Annotated in this window: 17 protein-coding genes; 8 read left to right on the forward strand and 9 right to left on the reverse strand. The window is 61.7% G+C overall.

The features are described 5' to 3' along the window. Positions 1-3: 3 nt before the first annotated feature. The gene (locus VQ071_RS16870; RefSeq protein ID WP_340515268.1) at positions 4-684 is read right to left on the reverse strand and encodes an aspartate/glutamate racemase family protein; all 681 of its coding nucleotides are present in this window, start codon (positions 682-684) and stop codon (positions 4-6) included. 140 nt (positions 685-824) lie between these two features. Further along, on the reverse strand, positions 825-1,331 hold the full coding sequence (locus VQ071_RS16875) for a GNAT family N-acetyltransferase (protein WP_340515269.1): 507 nt from the start codon (positions 1,329-1,331) through the stop codon (positions 825-827). A gap of 171 nt (positions 1,332-1,502) precedes the next feature. Between VQ071_RS16875 and VQ071_RS16880 the strand changes: the two genes are divergently transcribed. The 8 genes from VQ071_RS16880 (at position 1,503) to VQ071_RS16915 (ending at position 8,662) form a co-directional block, all read left to right on the forward strand. Continuing rightward, complete coding sequence (locus VQ071_RS16880) at positions 1,503-2,267, forward strand: SDR family oxidoreductase (protein WP_340515270.1); 765 nt, start codon at positions 1,503-1,505, stop codon at positions 2,265-2,267. 237 nt (positions 2,268-2,504) lie between these two features. Then, on the forward strand, positions 2,505-2,780 hold the full coding sequence (locus VQ071_RS16885; RefSeq protein ID WP_340515271.1) for a suppressor of fused domain protein: 276 nt from the start codon (positions 2,505-2,507) through the stop codon (positions 2,778-2,780). A gap of 88 nt (positions 2,781-2,868) precedes the next feature. After that, positions 2,869-3,519, forward strand: a complete 651-nt coding sequence (locus VQ071_RS16890) for a GntR family transcriptional regulator (RefSeq protein WP_340515272.1) — start codon at positions 2,869-2,871, stop codon at positions 3,517-3,519. 196 nt (positions 3,520-3,715) lie between these two features. Further along, complete coding sequence (locus VQ071_RS16895; RefSeq protein ID WP_340515274.1) at positions 3,716-4,537, forward strand: metallophosphoesterase family protein; 822 nt, start codon at positions 3,716-3,718, stop codon at positions 4,535-4,537. 120 nt (positions 4,538-4,657) lie between these two features. After that, on the forward strand, positions 4,658-5,443 hold the full coding sequence (locus VQ071_RS16900; protein ID WP_340515275.1) for a tyrosine-protein phosphatase: 786 nt from the start codon (positions 4,658-4,660) through the stop codon (positions 5,441-5,443). A gap of 50 nt (positions 5,444-5,493) precedes the next feature. Then, positions 5,494-6,834, forward strand: a complete 1,341-nt coding sequence (locus VQ071_RS16905; protein ID WP_340515276.1) for an ABC transporter substrate-binding protein — start codon at positions 5,494-5,496, stop codon at positions 6,832-6,834. 20 nt (positions 6,835-6,854) lie between these two features. Next, positions 6,855-7,826 (forward strand): carbohydrate ABC transporter permease, encoded by a 972-nt coding sequence (locus VQ071_RS16910; protein ID WP_340515277.1) that lies wholly within the window; start codon positions 6,855-6,857, stop codon positions 7,824-7,826. A 17-nt stretch (positions 7,827-7,843) separates the two neighbouring features. Next, the gene (locus VQ071_RS16915; RefSeq protein ID WP_340515278.1) at positions 7,844-8,662 is read left to right on the forward strand and encodes a carbohydrate ABC transporter permease; all 819 of its coding nucleotides are present in this window, start codon (positions 7,844-7,846) and stop codon (positions 8,660-8,662) included. Positions 8,663-8,707: 45 nt separating this feature from the next. On the opposite strand, the gene VQ071_RS16920 is transcribed toward VQ071_RS16915, so the two are convergent. The 7 genes from VQ071_RS16920 to VQ071_RS16950 all read right to left on the reverse strand — a co-directional run bounded on the left by VQ071_RS16920 (position 8,708) and on the right by VQ071_RS16950 (position 17,249). Continuing rightward, complete coding sequence (locus VQ071_RS16920) at positions 8,708-9,817, reverse strand: Ger(x)C family spore germination protein (RefSeq protein WP_340515280.1); 1,110 nt, start codon at positions 9,815-9,817, stop codon at positions 8,708-8,710. Next, complete coding sequence (locus VQ071_RS16925; RefSeq protein WP_340515281.1) at positions 9,814-10,908, reverse strand: GerAB/ArcD/ProY family transporter; 1,095 nt, start codon at positions 10,906-10,908, stop codon at positions 9,814-9,816. The genes VQ071_RS16920 and VQ071_RS16925 overlap by 4 nt, the downstream gene beginning before the upstream one ends. Next, the gene (locus VQ071_RS16930; RefSeq protein ID WP_340515282.1) at positions 10,905-12,332 is read right to left on the reverse strand and encodes a spore germination protein; all 1,428 of its coding nucleotides are present in this window, start codon (positions 12,330-12,332) and stop codon (positions 10,905-10,907) included. The genes VQ071_RS16925 and VQ071_RS16930 overlap by 4 nt, the downstream gene beginning before the upstream one ends. Before the next feature lie 235 nt (positions 12,333-12,567). Next, positions 12,568-13,887 (reverse strand): extracellular solute-binding protein, encoded by a 1,320-nt coding sequence (locus VQ071_RS16935; protein WP_445293300.1) that lies wholly within the window; start codon positions 13,885-13,887, stop codon positions 12,568-12,570. Between the two features lie 65 nt (positions 13,888-13,952). Further along, on the reverse strand, positions 13,953-14,807 hold the full coding sequence (locus tag VQ071_RS16940) for a carbohydrate ABC transporter permease (RefSeq protein ID WP_340515283.1): 855 nt from the start codon (positions 14,805-14,807) through the stop codon (positions 13,953-13,955). Positions 14,808-14,810: 3 nt separating this feature from the next. Beyond that, entirely contained in the window at positions 14,811-15,779 is a 969-nt protein-coding gene (locus tag VQ071_RS16945; RefSeq protein ID WP_340515284.1) for a carbohydrate ABC transporter permease, read from the reverse strand. A gap of 69 nt (positions 15,780-15,848) precedes the next feature. Next, complete coding sequence (locus VQ071_RS16950) at positions 15,849-17,249, reverse strand: ABC transporter substrate-binding protein (RefSeq protein ID WP_340515285.1); 1,401 nt, start codon at positions 17,247-17,249, stop codon at positions 15,849-15,851. Positions 17,250-17,298 lie beyond the last annotated feature (49 nt).

Here is a 17,298-nt window from a genome sequence, read left to right on the forward strand (position 1 = left end):
GTTTCACTCTTCGTAGCCGTGTGCGCGCGCCAGCGCCTGCACGGCTTTTTCGAGCGGCCGCAGCGGATGGCCGATCGTCACGCCGCGCGCGGACCCGGTCAAGCGCGCGGCGTCGACCATCGACAGCTGCGCGACGGAGACGGGCCTCGCCGGATCGGCGTCCAGCAGTCTGTCCAGCGCTTGGCGGACGAGCTTGACGGACGCCTCCTTGTCCCCGCGCATGACCAGCTCGAATGCCTCCGGCAGCACGGCGGTCTCGATCTGCGGCTGCGCGTACCCTTGACTCGCGGCGTAGGCGCGCAGCCTGCCGCTCGTTCCCTCGACGGTCGCCGGGTTCGTGAACAGCAGCATCTGAGGGCCGGCGCATCTGCTAATCTCCGCGAAGAACGGCTCGTCGATCTTGAGTATGGGCAGCTTGATCCGGAGCCGCTCCTCCTCCAGCAAAGCGATATAGTTCGTGCAGGTGATCAGGATGGCGTCCGCGCCGGCTGAGGCCATCCAATCCAGCTGCCAGGCGACATGCGCCTTCGCTTGCTCGTCGATAAACGACGCATCCGCAGCCATGCGCGCGATCAGCCCCGGATCGACATAGTGCGTCCATGTCACCCCTTCGGGTACATTAAGCCCGCCGATATATCCGATATTGGATTCATGCGCATGCAGGCAGGCGATGTTGAGACTCATGCCGATCCCTCCGATTGTAGTAATCCATCCCGGCCCCAGCGGCCGGATCACACGCATATGACGGTATACCGCGCTCCCGACTGCCGCCCGTCGTCAACCCTGGCTGCGACTCTCGCATCCGCGCCGACGAACCTTGCTCTTCATATTTCCAGCCGCCAGTCGTTGCACCGCATCATGTTGCCCGGGGGATATTCGAACTCGATCTCGCCGGTCGGCGTGAAGCCGAGCTTGCGGCATACCGCGTTCGATGCGGGATTGTCCGCGCCCGGATACGCATGGATCGCGCGACGCGCGCCCTCTGTGCGGGCATGCGCGACCGCCCGAGAGACGGCGGCCGTCGCCAGTCCTCTGCCCTGATACGCCGGCAGGATGCCCCAGCCCATCTCGTACACCGGCTCGCCATGCCACGTCCGGTCCCAATAGCCGACGCTGCCGACAAGCTCGCGCCCCGGGAGCAGGACGACGGCGAACATGCGGCCCGTTCCTATGCCGGCAATGCGCAAGTACCGTTCGTGACGCTCCGCAACCTGCGCGTCTGTCTCCGGCCCGCCGAGATGCTCGGTCATCTCCGGCGCGTTCAGCCCGCGCAGCAGGTCGAAGTGATCCTCGGACCAGGTTGCGAGTTCTATGTTGATGCGATCGGTCATGTGTGGCGGCCCCTTTCCGGCGCTTGTCCTATCCTCCCATTCTAGCAGCACGCGCGCGCAACAGCTATCCTCGTGAAGCTGCGGCAGTCGCCGCCGCGAATTGAAGCGCAACATATCTAAGGAGCTCCCGTGCTATAACTGGTCTTGTAAAAAATAGAAGGAGCTGATCGTATGACGAGGCGGAACGGGAAGGTTGCATTGGTGACGGGGGCGAGTCGAGGAATCGGGCGCAGCATCGCGCTGCGGCTCGCCGCGGACGGCGCGACCGTCGCGGTGCATTACGGGAGCAACCGGGATCGGGCGGAGGAGATCGTCCGCGAGATCCGGACCGGAGGCGGCTCGGCGTTCGCGATCGGCGCCGATCTGGCGAGCGCCGGGGGGATCGAGGCGCTGTTCGAGGCGCTGGACGGACGGCTGGATGGGCCGGCGGGAGGCACGCGGCTCGATATATTGGTCAACAATGCCGGGATCGGCCAGCAGATCGGCATCGGGGAGACGACGGAGGCTTCGCTCGACGAGGTGCTGAATATCAACGTCAAGGCGCCGATTCTCGTCATCCGGGAGGCGCTGAAGCGCATGAACGACGGCGGCAGCATCATTAATTTGTCTTCGGCCGTGACGCGCATCCCGCTGCCGAATCTGCTCGGCTACAGCGTGTCCAAAGGCGCGATCAACACGCTCACGCTGAACCTGGCGCAGGAGCTGGGCGGACGCGGCATCCGGGTCAACGCCATCCAGCCCGGCATCATCGACACCGACATGAACACAGCGACGCTGCAGGACCCGGGAGGCCGGGCGTTCGCCGCCGGTCTCTCGGTGTTCGGCCGCTGGGGCCAGCCCGAGGACGTGGCCGACATCGCCGCCTTCCTCGCCTCGCCCGACAGCCGCTGGGTAACCGGCCAGCTCATCGACGCGAGCGGGGGCTCGCGGCTGTAGCCGCCGCTCTGGCCCGGCCCTAGGTGCGGCCGAGTGCTGTCGTTCGACAGTACATCGCGCACTACCGCGCCTTGAACCGGCCAAGTGCTGTCGTTCGACAGTACATCGCGCACTGTCGCGCCTTGAACCGGCCAAGGGCTGTCGTTCGACAGTACATCACGCACTGCCGCGCCTTGAACCGGCCAAGGGCTGTCGTTCGACAGTGCATCACGCACTGCCGCGCCTTGAACCGGCCAAGTGGCGGCAGCGTATGCAGACAATACGAAGCTTTCCAGCATGATCGTATCGATTCCCGAGACAATCCCTTCGGCCAGAAATTTTTTCACGCTGACAGCCGCGCCGGGGAAGGACGTTCATTTCTTTAGCCTTGTACCACTCTACAAGGAAGAGATGGACTTCAAGCTCAATCAAGGACACGAAGCGTTGTTCGACAAACTGGAAGCCGCCGGCGTCACCGAATTGATACAACCGGACCGCAAAAACGTCTGCAAGAAGAGGTTCGGGCTGTTTTGAGTTCAATAACCGTGCATTGCCCGCCAGCAACCGACAAGATATACTAAATGGATATTATCATCGGCAACGATTCAAAGGAGATAGACTTATGTCCGATCTGCCTCTCGCGGAAGTGGCCTACCAGGAGCTCCGGCAGCGGCTGCTCAGCGGTCAATATCTGCCCGGCCATCTGCTCTCGGAGAGCGAGCTGGCGAGCGGGCTCGGGATGAGCCGGACGCCGGTCCGCGCCGCCGTCATGCAGCTGGAGAAGGAAGGGTTCCTGGAGACGCTCGTCAAGCGCGGTATCCTCGTCAAAGGGATCGACGTCAAGGAACTTTACGATATGTTCGATCTGCTGAATGCGCTGTATCTGTTCGCGCTCGACCGCATGGAGCAGCATCAGTTCGAGCCCGAGTTCGAGCGTCTGCGCCACTATCTGGACCAGGTGAACGAAGCGAGCGAACGGAAGATGCACCGCGAGTATTATGAATCGGGCCTCATGTTCATGAGCACGCTGCTGTCCACGATCGAGAACCGCAGCATCATGGAGACGTTCGACCGCTACAGGGACAAGGTGCTGTACTTCGTCGTCGCCTACCGCTCGACCCAAGGCTCGAACCGCCCTTACACCGGCAAAAAGCTGTACGCCGAAATTTACCGCCATTTAACCGAAGGGAACTTCGTCGAGGCGAAGGCCGCCATCCAGGCGTCCAAGCGGAACTCCCGCGAGGAGCTGCTGCGCAACGGCTACAAGCTCTGAAAAACCGCGGCACGACGCCGCTTTTCGACCGAACCTCATACTCGCACCTCACCCCGGAGCGCATCGCTTCCGGGGCTTTTTGACGCGTCCGCACATTTTACACAACACCGCAAGCTCGTTTATACCGTCCTTACATACAAGATTGATAATTCTTGTATACAAGATCACTTCTCAAATCCAAGGAGGCTAACCCAAGATGAAAAGCATGAGATTCGTCCACCTGACCGATACGCACATGAACGCGCCAAGCTCCGACGGCCCCTTCGCCAAGTTCAAGCTGGCCGAAAAGGTCAAGCAGACGTGCCGCCACATCCAGGAGGCGAACATCGCCCCCGCCTTCGTGCTCATCACCGGCGACCTGTCGCATGAAGGCGACGCCGCCGACTACGCCTATATCCGCACCGTGCTGGACGAATGCTCCGCGCTGGTCGGCGCGCCGGTGCATGTCGTGCTCGGCAACCACGACCATCGCTCCGCGTTCCGCCAAGGCTATCTGGGCGAGACGCCATCCGAAGAAGCCTACTACTACTCGCACGACATCGACGGCCTGCGCCTGATTGGCCTCAACTCCCAGACGCCCGGCCGCCACGACGGCGAGATCGACGCCGCACAGCTCGCCTGGCTCTCGGACGAGCTGGCACAGCCCGCTCCGCTCGGCACGATCGTCGCGATCCATCATCCGATGATGAGCGTGCGCGGCATGCCCGGCGACCATCTGCTGGCGAACCGTGCGCAGCTCGGCGAAGTGCTCGCCGGCACCGACGTCATCGGCGTCATGGCCGGACATGTCCACTCCAACAATGTCGGCACCTACCGCGGCATCGTCAACGTCGCAGCCGCCGGCACGGCGTTCACCGGCGAGATGGCCGACGCGGACAACTACAAGATGGTTAACTTCTGCGGCTACAACGTCGTCGACGTGAGCGAAGAAGGCATCTCGATCCAGACGACCGTGCTGCCGACCTCGAACGAAGAATACTTCCGCTTCCCGATCGCCGCACTCGCCGTCCAGCACTGATCCGCGCGAATTAGCCGCAGGTGCCGTCGCTCCGGCGCGAGGCGAACGCATCCGCCACGACGACGGCGCCCCGGCATGCCCGACCGACATCGCTAATCGATAACCGAGGAGAGACGCATCATGACGACGATTCAAATGCCGGCCTGCCTGCTGCCGCTGGAGGGCGTCTACAACTTCCGCGACATGGGCGGACTGCGCGCCGAAGACGGACGGACGGTCAAAAAGGGACTGCTGTACCGCGCCGCCGAGCTGACCGGGCTCACGCCGGCCGACCACGAGGCGCTGCGCGCCATCGGCCTGAAGCATGTGTTCGACTATCGCAACCGTGCAGAAGCCGACGAGAAGCCGGACCCCGCCATCGGGGAGGCCGTCTACATCCGCGTGCCCGCCAACGAAGCCGCCGAGAGCGCGCCCCATGTGACGATGGAGCAGCTGTTCGCGAGCGGCATGCACGAAGCGTTCTCCGAAAATATGCTGGACAGGCTGTACGCCACACTGCCGATCAACAATGCGTCCTACAAGCAGCTCATGGCGCTGCTGCGCGCGCCGGAGACGAGCCTGCCGCTCGTCCATCACTGCGCGGGCGGCCGCGATCGCACTGGCGTCGGCGCGCTCCTCATACTGCGGACGCTCGGCGTGCCGTACGAGACGATCCTGGAGGATTACCTGCTGTCGAACGTGACGCTCGAGAAATTCCATGCGCAGATGTTCGACATGGCCGCGCGCTACCTCGACGAACAATCGCTTGAGAAAATGCGGCGCACGATGGCGCTGCAGGAGCGGTATCTGGACGCTACGATGAACGCCATCCTGGCGGCACACGGCACGTTCGAGCAATATCTGCTCGCCGAGTTCGGCATCGACGCCGAGGATCGCGCACGCATCCAGGCGTATTGCCTGGAATAGACCGTCCGGATATGCAGTCAACCATTATTGAACAGGGGGCAAATCATTCAATGAAACCGTACTTGAAAGGCACCGCGCTGCTGCTCGCGATCGCTGCTGCCGCCAGCCTGTCCGCATGCGGCTCCACCGCAGAAGGCGAAGCCGACGCCGCTGCCGCGCCTGCCCAGACGGAGCTTGCCAAGCTCGATCCCGCGCATCCGACCAAGGTCACGTTCTACTCGTACAGCCTGGCCTACCCGACGATGAAGCCGGGTATGGAGCAGTTGATCAAGGAGTTCAACGACACGGTCGGCAAGGAAAAGGGCGTCGTCGTCGAAGGCGTCGCAGATGCGACGATGCAGCAGTACAAGGCCGATATCTCGGCGGGCAAGGAAGTCGACGTCGTGCAGCATACGTTCGGCACGCTCGACAGCTCCCGCATCAGCCTCGGCTTCCAAGCCTACGAGGACGTATTCCCGAAGGCGGAGCTGGACGCGCATCTGCAGGGCATCTCCCCCAACGCGCTTGAGCTCGGCAAGATCGACGGCAAGATGTACGGGCTGGCCTTCACGTTCAGCACGCCGATCGTCTTCATCAACGGCAAGCTGTTCGAGCAGGCCGGACTCGATCCCGCGCAGCCGCCGAAGACATGGGCCGAGATCAAGGAAGCTTCGCTCAAGATCAAGGCCGCCACGGGCAAGGACGGCTTCGGCCTCACGCCGACCAACGGCTGGATCACCGAAGGCCTCATCCTGAGCAACGGCGGCGAGGTGCTGTCGAAGGACCGCAAGTCGGCGGAATTCGCAAGCCCCGAGAGCGTCGAAGCGATCGAGACATGGAAGGATCTGTACCAGAACGGCGCCTCCGCGCCCGGCACGGAGACGGAGCTGGTCGAGCAGTTCATGGCCGGCAACCTCGGCATGTACGCCTCCTCGACCTCCCTGTACAGCGGCATCAAGAAGGCGTCGGAAGCCGGCGGCTGGCAGGTGTACGGCGCAGGCATGCCGCAGTTCGGCGACAAGCCGGCCGTCCCGGTCAACTCGGGCAGCGTGCTCGCCGTCCGCGGCAGCACGCCTGAGAAGAATGCCGCCATCTGGGAGTTCATCCGCTTCGTGACCGGCGACCGCGGCTATACGATCATCACCTCGCAGATCGGCTACCTCCCGCTGCGTACGGCCCTCGCCGACGATCCCAACGGCCTGAAGGACTTCGTCGAGCAGAACCCGCTCTACCGGATCAACCTCGAGCAGCTCTCCCATATCCAGCCGGTCGCCATCTGGCCGGGCGAGTACGCGACCGAAGCGGCTACGGCGTTCACGGACGCCATCGTCAAGTCCGTCATGACCAAGGACGGCGACGTCAAGGCGACGCTGCAGAAGGCGCAGGACGATATCAACAGCATGATCCAGTAACGTAATGAAAAGGAGCCGTCATGAGCCAAGCCATCGATAACGCCTACGCGCCCCCCCTCGCGGGGAAGCCGCCCGTAGCCTTGGACCGGCAGCGCACGAGGTCCAGGGCGCTTCGCATGCTGAAGCCCTGGCTGTACCTGCTGCCTGCGCTCGTCCTGCTCGGCGTCTGGATGTACAGGCCGCTGCTGTACACCTTCTATCTGGCCTTCCACAAGTGGAGCATGGTGCCCGGCACCGAGCCGCTGTACGTCGGGCTCGACAACTTCACGCGGCTGCTCGCGAACAAGAGCTTCGTCGGGTCGATCGGCAACACCGTGTTCTATACCGCTCTGCTGCTGCCGTTCTCCATCATTATCCCGCTTGCGCTGGCGACAGTCACCCACCATATGGAAGGCCGCATGAAAAACGTGTACCGCGCGCTGTTCTTCATCCCGATGATTCTGGCGCCGGTATCGGTGAGCGCGATCTGGCGGTGGCTGTTCCACCCGTCCGGCGGGCTCGTCAACGTCGCGCTGCTGAAGCTCCATCTGATCGACACGCCGATCGCCTACTTCTCGGACCCGTCCTTCGCCAAGTGGATCATCCTGCTCATCACGGGCTGGAAGATGATCGGCTTCAGCACGATCATGTTCTCCGCCGCCCTGACCGGGATCAACCGCGAGTATTACGAGGCCGCCTCGCAGGACGGCGCGGGCAGCATGCGGCAGTTCTGGCATATCACCATCCCGCTCATGTCGCCGATGATTATTTTCATGCTGACGATGAGCATTCTGTTCTCCAGTCAGTGGACGTTCGCGTACATCGACATTCTGACGACGGGCGGGCCGTACGGCACATCGACCAACGTCTACTACGAGATGTACAAGTTCGCCTTCTCCAATCTCAACGCGGGCTTCAGCTCTGCGGCGGCGCTGCTGTTCTTCGTCGTCTTCGGCGTCATCTCGCTCGCGCTCAACTCGCTGTCGCGCCGCTTTTCCTTTTACGACAACTAAGACGGGAGGAACCGCCCATGAATCGAACCAAACCGGCGGTGGCGATCCTGCAGCACGGGCTGCTGTCGCTCATGTGCGTGATCGCGCTGTTCCCGCTGTACTGGATGCTGAGCTCCTCGTTCAAGAACGAGTCGGACATCTTCAAGTCCGACTTCCTGCCGCCGAGCCCGATCTTGAGCAACTATGCCTACGCGTTCGAGCAGCTGCCGATCTTCCGCATGATGTTCAACTCATTCGGCGTATCGGTGCTGATGACCGCGCTCCAGCTGTTCACCGGCCTGCTCGCGGCGTACGCGCTCGTCCGCTGGCGCTTTCGCGGACAGTCGCTCATCTTCACGCTGCTGAGCCTGACATGGCTCATTCCTTTCCAATCGATCATGATCCCCAACTACGTGCTCGTCAATGACATGGGTCTGAACGAGACGCTCATGGGCATCGTGCTGCCGTTCGCCGTGTCCACCTTCGCCATCCTGTCTCTCTACCAGAGCTTCCAGGCGTTCCCCAAGGTGCTCATCGAGGCGGCTTGCATCGACGGACAGAGCGACTTCGGCATCCTGACGCGGCTCATCCTGCCGAACATCAAGTCCTCGGTCGCCTCGCTCGGCATCATCCTGTTCATCAACGGGTGGAACGAATACTTGTGGCCGATGCTCATCACCAAGAAGATGGAGAACGCGCCGCTGCAGATCGGACTCAAGCTGTTCGTCAACTCCGACTCCAACATGTGGGGCTCGCTGATGGCGGCCACCACCGTCTCCTGCCTGCCGATCCTGCTCATCTACCTGCTGCTGCGCCGCCAGATCGTGGATTCGTTCGTGCGGTTCGGGATCAAGTGAGGGCGCTTCGTAAACTCAGCCGGCTAGCCGGGTAAGCGAATTGTCTTATTGGCGGAGCAGCTTCAACCCCTCGTTAACCATATGGGACTCCAGCTTCACCGAGATCTTGGCCTGCCTGTATAGCGCAGGCCATTCCTTGTGCCTCGCGGTCGGCAGCGACGCTCTGAAGCGGTTGCCGAATCCGAAAATATCGGACTCCCGGGCCTGCGTGACGCTGAACACTTTGGCGGCCCGGTCCTCCAGCAGCCTGTCGATGGTCTGCTCGATGTTCTGTTTGTTCATCGGCTTCGTATGCGAGGCGTCCATCAGCTTCATCACGACACGTATGACGATATCGATGTCGGGCCTGCCCTCGGCCCATGCGGTCCGGATCCGCGCGCTGGACGTCTCGACCTTCACGTTGGCGCCGCCCGCCGTCTCGATCTCGAACGGGGACAGCTTCCCTGTGACGAGTTCGTAGATCAGCGACTCGTCCGGCGTGAGTGTGCCTGCCGCCCGGTCTCCGCTGAAATACATGTTGCCCTTCAAATAAAATTGAAAGGTATCGTCCGCGGCAATCAGCGGAACAAAATTTTGCTGGAGCGGATTGTAATGCTTGTTGAAAACCTGCCAGAGCGTGACTTTGTTTTTCTGCGGCGTGCCCCCGGCGTACTTCTCGAAAAATAGTCTCGTGTACACGCCCGATAATTCTCCCGACGGGTTCGGCCTCGTGAAGATGGGGTCCATATCGCCTTCGATCAGCGCGAACACGGCGCTGATCGGCAATATCCGGTCTCTCACGGCAAAGTCCAGGAAGGAATAAATCCCCTTCTCCTCGGCCAGCTTCTTGTCGACAAAAACAGCTCTCGTCTGGGAGAGGTCCAGGTATTTGGGCATCCGCGCCCGCAGTCGGTCCAGCGCGTCGACGACCGTCTTGCCTCGCTGGCTGGCGGCCAGAAAACCTTTGTCATTGCTCGTGGTCCCCTGCTGCGCATGGGGAATCGGAAATCTCACCCATATCGTCACGCCCCGTTCGTCGTCGCGTGCGATTCCCATCGCACCGACGAGCATCCGGTTGTCGATATCCCTGATGTCCCAGCAGCCCTGCAGGAGCGCGGTCGGGACAAGCAGGCACAGCACGGCCAGCCAGCGGCCCCATTTTGAGGATAACCTCATGCGCGGGCCCCCCTCCCCTTCGCAAGACGCGCCAGCAGCAGCACAAGCGGCGGCAGCGCCAGCAAATACAGACGGACGGGCGTTTCGAGCCATACCCCTTTCTCGATCCAGTCCCACGATGGAATCAGCAGAGCGGACACATACGTGCCGATGCCGACGATCGCGTACGCGGGACGCGCCGGCAGGAACGGCAGAATAGCCCGGAGCGCGGCGACAAGACTGTGCATCATGAGGCTGAGGGTCAGGATGACGAACAGAATGGCGGCCGAGATGAATACGGCGGTCAGATTCTCGACGATCAGCCAGTAGTGGCTGATCGAATCCATCTTGGTCAGGAAAGGAAAGGCCAGCACCTTGGAAAACGCCGGACCGAACGTCAATACGGGCAAATATACCGTGCCGAACATGACGGGAAGGAAGCAGGCTGCGGCTGCGGTGTACGGCAGCCAGAGCCTGTCGGGACGGCGCGCATGCTGTCCGCATGACGATAAATACAAAAAGCCGACCCAGACGTAGGAGGAGGAATAAAACGCTCTGCTGTCCAGAAACGACAGGTGGCCCGGATCCCAGGGCTCGTGCAGCGTGAAGTCGAGATCGCTGAATCCAAGCAGGGTGAGGCCCACTGTGACGGGGATGCCGACGACGATGAACACGGCAGCGGCCCGCACGATCGAAGCGATGCCGCCAGCGGCCAGAAACATCGCCACGAATACTATGCAGTGCAGCGCCCAGAGCGGGGTCGCATGCAGAATCGTCATCGAGATAATCTCGGCGTGCGCGCGGGCAATCATCACCATCGCCCGCCAGACATGCCAGGCGAACGGCAGCGCGAACAGCAGCAGCCCGGGCAGGCCGAGCGTGCGTCTCAGGACGGCGAACGCGTCCAGTCCCGGATGCAACGCCATCAGTCCGGAGAACGTCTTGGCACCCAAGACTCCGACCAGCACGCCCGTCAGAATCGGCATCCAATAGCTGCCCTCTGTAGAATGAAGCACCAGGTACGGGTACAGGAAATAGGATGTCGCGCCGAAAACCGCCAATATCAGGATGAAAAACTGGGTCGAGGAGAGACGAAGCGCCGCATCGTTCATCCTGCCCGCCCCTTGGGCGCCCGGCTTCGTCGCTTGAAACGCGGGAGGATGTCGCCGGCGTAAGTCCTCGCCCGGGGACCCGCCGGCGTAAGATAGGCCACGCCGAACGATTCCAGGCGCGACAGGAAGACGACGAGCACGGCAAAGCAAACGACGAGGCCCAGAATACCGAGTACGCCGGCCCCGATCAGCACGAAGTACTTCAGGACGCGCTGGACGAGCCCCATCTGATAGTCCACGACGATGAAGTTCGTCAGCGCCGTCGTCGCGGCGACGATCACGAGCAGATTGCTGACGATATTGGCCTGGATGATCGCCTGGCCGAGCACGACGCCGCCGACCATCGTGACCGTCGCGCTGATCGTGCGCGGCAGCCGGACGCCGGCTTCGACGATGCAATCCAGCAGGAACAGAATCAGCAGCGCCTCCACCAGCACCGGATACGGCACGCCCTCCCTGCTCCCCGCGGCGGCCAGGCTGATCTCCAGCCGGTTGACGTCGATATTGACGGAGGAGATAGCGACGTAGAAGCCCGGCAGGAACAGATTGATGATTAAAGCCATAAAACGCAGCATTCTTAAAAAAATGGCGATCACGGGCGTTAAATAACGGTCCTCCGCCGCCTCCCAAAAATCCGCAAAGGCGCCCGGCGCCACAATGGCAAGCGGCGTACCGTCCATGATGATGACGAGTTTGCCGCCCAGGAGCGAGCTGGCGAGCCGATCCGGACGTTCCGTCGTCACGGCGAGCGGGTACAGCAGGATGGACCTGCCGCCGAGCAGCCGCAGCAGCTCGCCTGTATCCTGGAGGCCGTCGATCTCAATCTTGGAGAATTGGTCCTGAACGCGGCGCACGAGACCTTCGTCCGTGATGCCCTGCATATAGAAAACACCCGCGCGGACGGGCGTCACCTGTCCGACCGACGTCTCCCACAGCTTGAGCTTCGGCGTACGCATACGCTGGCGAAGCAAGGCGACATTGGTGCGATAGCACTCGTTGAACGCATACATCGGCCCCTGAATGACATTTTCCGTCTGCGGCTGCTGGACGCCCCGCTGCTGCCAATCCCCCGTCTCCAGCACAATGCCCGCCGCCGATGCGGCCGTGCACAGCACGGTTCCTCCCCTGCACAGCGCCTCGACGCAGGCAGGCAGATCTCCTTCCGTGTACTTCGTTCCCACATATCGCTCGATCAGCGCAGCGTCCTCGCTCCCGGACGCGGGCTCCATAGAAAACAAAAGATGCTCGGAGCCCACCAGCGTGGACAGATAGCACAGATAGAGCTCGTCCGAAGCCGCCGCCCCGATCCGGACCGACTCGAAGTCCGCCATATCCTGAAACGAGCCGCGCAAGCCCGCCAGCAGTCCCGGCCCGGGAGCGGGCTGCAGCGCGTGCCAGATCGATCGCTTCCGATAACCGCCCATGCTCTGCTCCCCCTCGCATCGTTAACAGCAGATTTTCCTTCATTATTCCGGGAGAGGAGCCTGATTATACCCTCGGCGCCCTCGGCAGCGGCACCGGGCCGCAGGCCGGACAACGCAAAAAAGGAACAGAGCCCGCTAGCCGCTCTGTTCCTCATACCTCATACCTCATACAGCACCGCCGCAGGCCGGAGCGCGACGGTCCGCCAACCGCCCGCAAATCGCCCGCTCCCGCCTGTCACTGTCCTGCCTTGACCGCCTTGTCGTGCGCGGACGCGAACTGCTCCGGCGTGACCGCCTTGCCGAACAGCGCCTGGATCTGGTTCAGATGCTGCTCGGCGGCGCCCGGCTTCAGCAGCACGTCGGCGAACAGCGTGACGCTCGTCGCCCGGTTCATCTCGCTCAGCAGGTCGATATACAGCTGCGGCAGCTTCACGGCCGCCGTGTCGACCTTGGTCGCCGGGATGACGCCCGCGTCCGTGACGGACTGCTCGCCCCACCGCTTCACGAAGTACTCGACGAACGACTTGGCCTCCGCCTTGACCTCGGAGTTCTCGGCGACGAACAGACCGACGCCCGGCCCGCCTACCCAGCTGTCGATGTTGCCCTTGCCCCCGTCGATGGTCGGGAACTTGAAGAAGCCGACGCTGTCGCGGAAGTCCTGCGGGATGTCCTGGTTCGTCGTGAAGTTGGGCAGCTCCCATGTGCCTACCATATACATCGCGGCATGCCCGCTCAGGAACTCGGCCTTGGCCTCGTCGTTGGACAGGCCGTTGAAGCCGGGATTGAATGCGCCCGCGTTCACGAGGTCCTGTACGTACCGGGCCGCCTGGACAAGCCCCGGATCGGCGAACGAGATCCGGCCGTCGATGGCATCCGCCAGCGTGCGGGAGCCTGCGATGCGGTCGGCCAGATACATGTACCACATCGAGCCGGTCCAGCGGTCCTGATTGCCGAGTGCGATCGGCGAGATGCCACCCGCGGCCAGCGTCTCGACGACGTGCCGGAACTCCGTGTAGGTCGTCGGCGCCTGAAGATGGAACTTCTCGAACAGCTTCTTATTATAGTAGACCGGCGCGATATTGAATTCGAGCGGCAGCGCGTAGGTCTTGCCGTCGATGGCGTAGGCCTCCGTCGTGCCGGCCACGAACGAATCCCGCAGCTCGCCCTGCAGCAGATCGTCGAGCGGCGTGAACAGCTCGCCCTCGACGAACGGCTGCAGATATCCGGCCGCCCATGTCAGGCCGACGTCCGGCAGATCGTTGACGGCGGCGAGCACGCGGATCTTCGCTTTGTATTGCTCGTTGTCGAGCACTTCCTGCTTGATCTTGACGTTCGGATGCGCCGCCATGTACTCCTCGACGATCTTGTTCACGATCCGGTGCTGGCCGAGCGCACCCGATTCGGGCCACAGATGCATCATCCTGATCGTCACCTGATCGCCCGAATCCGGCTCGACTGCCGGACGCTCGTTCGAAGCTCCGTCGCAGCCCGCTATCGCGAGGGCCAGGCCTGCAGCCAGCGCCAGCGCCGTTGCCGCCCGAATTTTTATGCGCACGCTCGTATCCTCCACCGCATGTCATGCCGATTCCGCCTGGGGCGCGCCGGGCGGCACGAGGATGTCTACTCTTTGACGCCGCCCAGCGCCACGCCTGCTATTATATACCTGGACAGCAGGAAGTATATCACAAACAGCGGGAGCGCAGTAAGGGCGAGCCCCATGTAGATCGAGCCGAACTCCGTCTTGTAAATATCCCCTTTGAGCAGGCTGACCATGATCGGCAGCGTGTATTTATCCTTCTGCGTGAGCAGGATGAGCGGCATGAACAGGTTGTTCCAGCTCGCCACGAAGGCGAAGATGGCCTGCGTCGCGATCGCCGGCACCATGATCGGCAGGACGATCCGGTTAAACGTATAAAGCTCCCCGGCGCCGTCGATGCGCGCCGCCTCCACCATCTCGATCGACAGCGTCGCGAGCAGGTACTGGCGCATGAAGAACACGATCGCAGGCGCCGCGATCGCGGGCAGGATCAGCGGCAGCAGGCTGTTCGTCCAGTGCAGCTGGTACATGAACTTGTAGAAGCCGATGGCGCTCGCCTGTGCCGGAATCATCATGACGAGCAGGATGAACGTGAAGAACGCCTGCCGCAGCTTCCAGTTGTATACGACGAGCGCGTAGGCGGTCAGCGACGAGAAGTAGACCGCGCAGATCGTCGAAAAGCCCGAGATGATCAGCGAGTTGAAAAAGCCCTTGATCGGATCGAAGCTCTTGCTCAGCAGCACGTCCAGATTCGTCTTCATATGCGTGGACGGCAGCAGGGACAGACCGCTCTGGATCTCCGCCGTCGAGCGCGTGGCGTTCACGAACATGATCCAGAACGGCAAAATGCTGAGCAGCGCAAGGGCGATGCAGACGATGTACACGATCGTCCGGTTGACGTTAAGGGAGGCTTTGGATTCGACTCGAATGTTGGCCATGAATTACATCCCCCTTGCCGCCGCTTGCGCAGCCTTCTTCATTCTCTTTTGCGCCTTCTTGAGCCTGGCGGCATCGCGGTCGCGCATAAGGTAGAACAACAGGCCCGCCAGAACCGCCGCGATCGCGAACATAATCATGCTGGCCGCCGCCGCTTTGTTGAACATATAGCTGCCCTTGAACGCTTGGCCGTAGATGAACACGGACGTCGTGAGCGTCGCATCGTCCGGGCCGCCGAACAGGAACAGCTGCGGGATGTCGAACAGCTGCAGGCCGCCGATCATCGACGTGATGAGCGTATAGAGCATGATCGTCTTGAGGCTGGGCAGCGTGATGCGCATGAAGGTCTGGAAGCCGTTGGCCCCATCGATCGAAGCCGCCTCGAACAACGCGGGATTAATGCCCATGACGCCTGCGATCAGGATAATCATCGTATTGCCGTACCACATCCAGAATTGGATGAAGGCGACGATGCCCCGTGCGGTCGTCTTGTCCTGGAGGAAGTTGACCGGCGCGTGAATCCAGCCCAGGCTCTCGAACAGACTGTTCACCGGACCCATCGGGTAGGAGAACAAAGAGTTAAAAAGCACGGCGATCGTACTCGCCGTGATAATATTCGGCATGTAGAGCAACACCTTGAACGCGCCTTGACCCTTCACCTTCAGACGCTGGTTGGTGAACCAGGCGGTGAGCAGGAGCGCGAGCCCGATCTGGGGAATAAAGTTCAGTATCCAGATGAGCGCGGTGTTGGTAAGCGAGATGCGGAACGATGTGTTGTGCATGATCAGATCCGCGAAGTTGCCGAAGGGATTGTCCAGGAAATGGACCGGCTTCGGGATGACGCCTTTCATATCGGTGAATCCGATGACCGCCGTGTACAATACCGGATAAAACGAAAAAACCAAAAACGCGAGAATAAAAGGCAAACTGAAAATGTAGCCGAATCTCGAATAGTTGACTCCCTTGCGGCGCATGGCTACCACTCCATCCATTTATATAAAGGGGCGGGCTATGAACCCGCCCCTTCGGCGCAGCGTGCCGTATTATTCGCTTTCGATACCGAGCTGGTCCTTGACCTTTTGCTTGAAGTCGGCGATCGTCTTGTCGCGGCTCTTCGTGCCGTTGGCGTACTCGCGCACCTGATCGCGCCAGATGAGGTTGATCGACTCGTCGTACTGCGTCAGGTTTTTGCCGGTCGCATTGGCGTTGGCCGGTACGAACACGTCGAACATGTTCTGTCCGCCGAGCAGCGCGACTTCACCGTTGGACTTCGACATGACGACGCTCGAGGCGACGCTGTCCTTGGTGCCTTGCTCGCCGGCCTTCATCGTGCCGTTCGCCCAGTAGTATTGGAGACCGGTCTCGGACGTATCGAGCGTGACCCACTTGACGAAGTCGGCCACGGCCGCCTTCTTGGCGTCGTCCTTGAGGACGGCCTTGTTCGCGAGCAGCCAGGTGCCGCCCCAGAAGAAGCCGGTCGGCGATTCCGTCACGGCCCAGTCGCCGTTCGTGTCCTTGACCTGGCCGTTCATGACGTAGTTGATGAGCCAAGCCGGACCGAAGAAGCCGAAGATCGGTTGCTTGCCGGTGCCGGACATGTCCGCGTACCATGCTTCCGTCCAGTCCTTCGTGTCGTTCGAATAGCCGTTGTCCTTGAGCTTCTTGGAGAGATCGAGGAATTGCTCGCGCTTCGGATCGATATGGAGCTTGCCGTCCACGATCCAGCCCTTGTCGGAGCTGTTCTCGATCGGATGCCAGATGTCGCCGTCGCCGGACACGATGCCGTAGCCCTTGGCCTTCAGCTTGGCGGCCGCGTCATAGAATTTGTCCCAGCCGGGGCCGACTTCGGTCTTGATCGTCGCGGGATCGTCCGTGCCGAATACGTCCTTGGCGATCGAGCGGCGGTAGATGAAGGCGCCGCCGGTCGCTTGGTAGGCGAGGCCGCGCAGCGCGCCGTCCTTGCTGCCGATGTCGACCGAGTATTGAGCGATGCCGGCATCCTTCACCATCTGGTCGTCGAGGCCCAGATCGGCATAGTTGGCGGCATAGTCGGAGGCGTCGCCTTGCGTATATTTGAGGACGAAGGCGGATTCGGCTGCGTACAGATCAGGCGCGTCCTTGCCGCCGCCGGCGAGCGCCTGGTCGAGCGCAGGCTGATAAGCGCCGTCCGTCGTCGCGATGACGGTCGTCTTGAACTCGACGTTCGCGTCCGGATGCGTCTCCATATACTTTTTCGTCATATTCGGAATTTCGTCCGTGAAGCTCCACAGGTTGATCGTGACCTTTTCCTTCGACTTGCCGCTGTTCGAGGCGGCGCTCGAAGCGCCTGCGTCCGAGCTGGCTGCCTGGCTGCTGCCTGCATTGTTGGAGGAGTTCGAGCCGCACGCGGCCAGAACGGAGGACAAGAGGAGAATGGCGGTGCTTGCGGTTAGAGCGCGTTTCATTTTTTTAGCCTCCCTTTTTTACGACACAGTCACTTTGTAATCGCATACA

This window comes from Cohnella sp. 56, assembly GCF_037963805.1.
GTDB lineage: Bacteria > Bacillota > Bacilli > Paenibacillales > Paenibacillaceae > Cohnella.